The sequence below is a fragment of the Runella sp. R0.1_18 genome, from assembly GCF_057652155.1.
The window spans coordinates 1-912 of the sequence record NZ_JBYFCK010000077.1 but is presented as its reverse complement, the minus strand read 5'-3'; the positions used below and the strand labels follow the sequence as shown (position 1 = coordinate 912).

The window sequence follows — 912 nt, the reverse complement described above, 5'->3', positions numbered from 1 at the left end:
TGCTCTGTTTTTCTTTTGACAGCAAGCTACCAAAATCTTGGAATCTTACCACTTCACAAACCTAAAGGCCCATGCGGTCATACTTACGACCCCGTTTACTTTGTGTTTGATTAGACATAACTTTGTAAAGTTATACATTTCAAGTGTCCGTCTCAACTGGATCACTCCACTCAACCAGTGAGGTTCAGTTGATGGTTTGATAAATCGAACCTAATTTAGTCGTATTCTTGAATAAATACAACTTGGCGAAAATTGCAGAATTAAGGTCAAAGAGCGTATATTGCATCTGTATTTTAAGTTTGTTAGCACAACTAAAATACGAAAATCCCCGAATTATGACAAATGTGTGCATATTCGGGGATTAAATTTTGCGTAAAATGTTGATAATTAAAACGTTAAACCATTAAACCATTAAACCATTAAAGGGAAGCCTAACGAGTATTATTTAGGCAATTTACTAATCTTGAAATCTTGCTTCTGCTCAGATGATATTACTCGTAAAACATAATTGCCTGAACCAAAACTATCCATTGAAAGTTCCTCCACATGACCCGATTCCAAATTAGTCAACGACTTTTTATATAATACCTCGCCCCGTAACCCAACTATCACAAGTGATACTTCCCCATTCATTGATTTGTTGAAACGTACGGACAGAATATTCACCACGGGGTTGTCTAGCACACTTACCCAACCATCTGTGGATGATTTATCTAAGTCCTCTACCCCAGTTCGGATACCACAGGGAAAATTCGTCACCAATACCCCATTCTGCATCGTCAACACACAGCCCGAGGACGATATACCTTCTACCGTGTATGTCCCCGTTTCAAGTGTCGAACCAAAACTCAACTTCTGACCTGTACCTGATAATACATTGCTACCATATAACCCTCCATTGCGCTTCAACTG

1 protein-coding gene is annotated in these 912 nt (G+C 38.8%); it reads right to left on the bottom strand.

Annotation, left to right across the window (positions count from 1 at the left end; translation table 11 throughout):
- Positions 1-441: 441 nt before the first annotated feature.
- A partial coding sequence (locus AC23P2_RS31100; RefSeq protein WP_487776789.1) for a T9SS type A sorting domain-containing protein occupies positions 442-912 on the bottom strand: 471 nt, incomplete at its 5' end.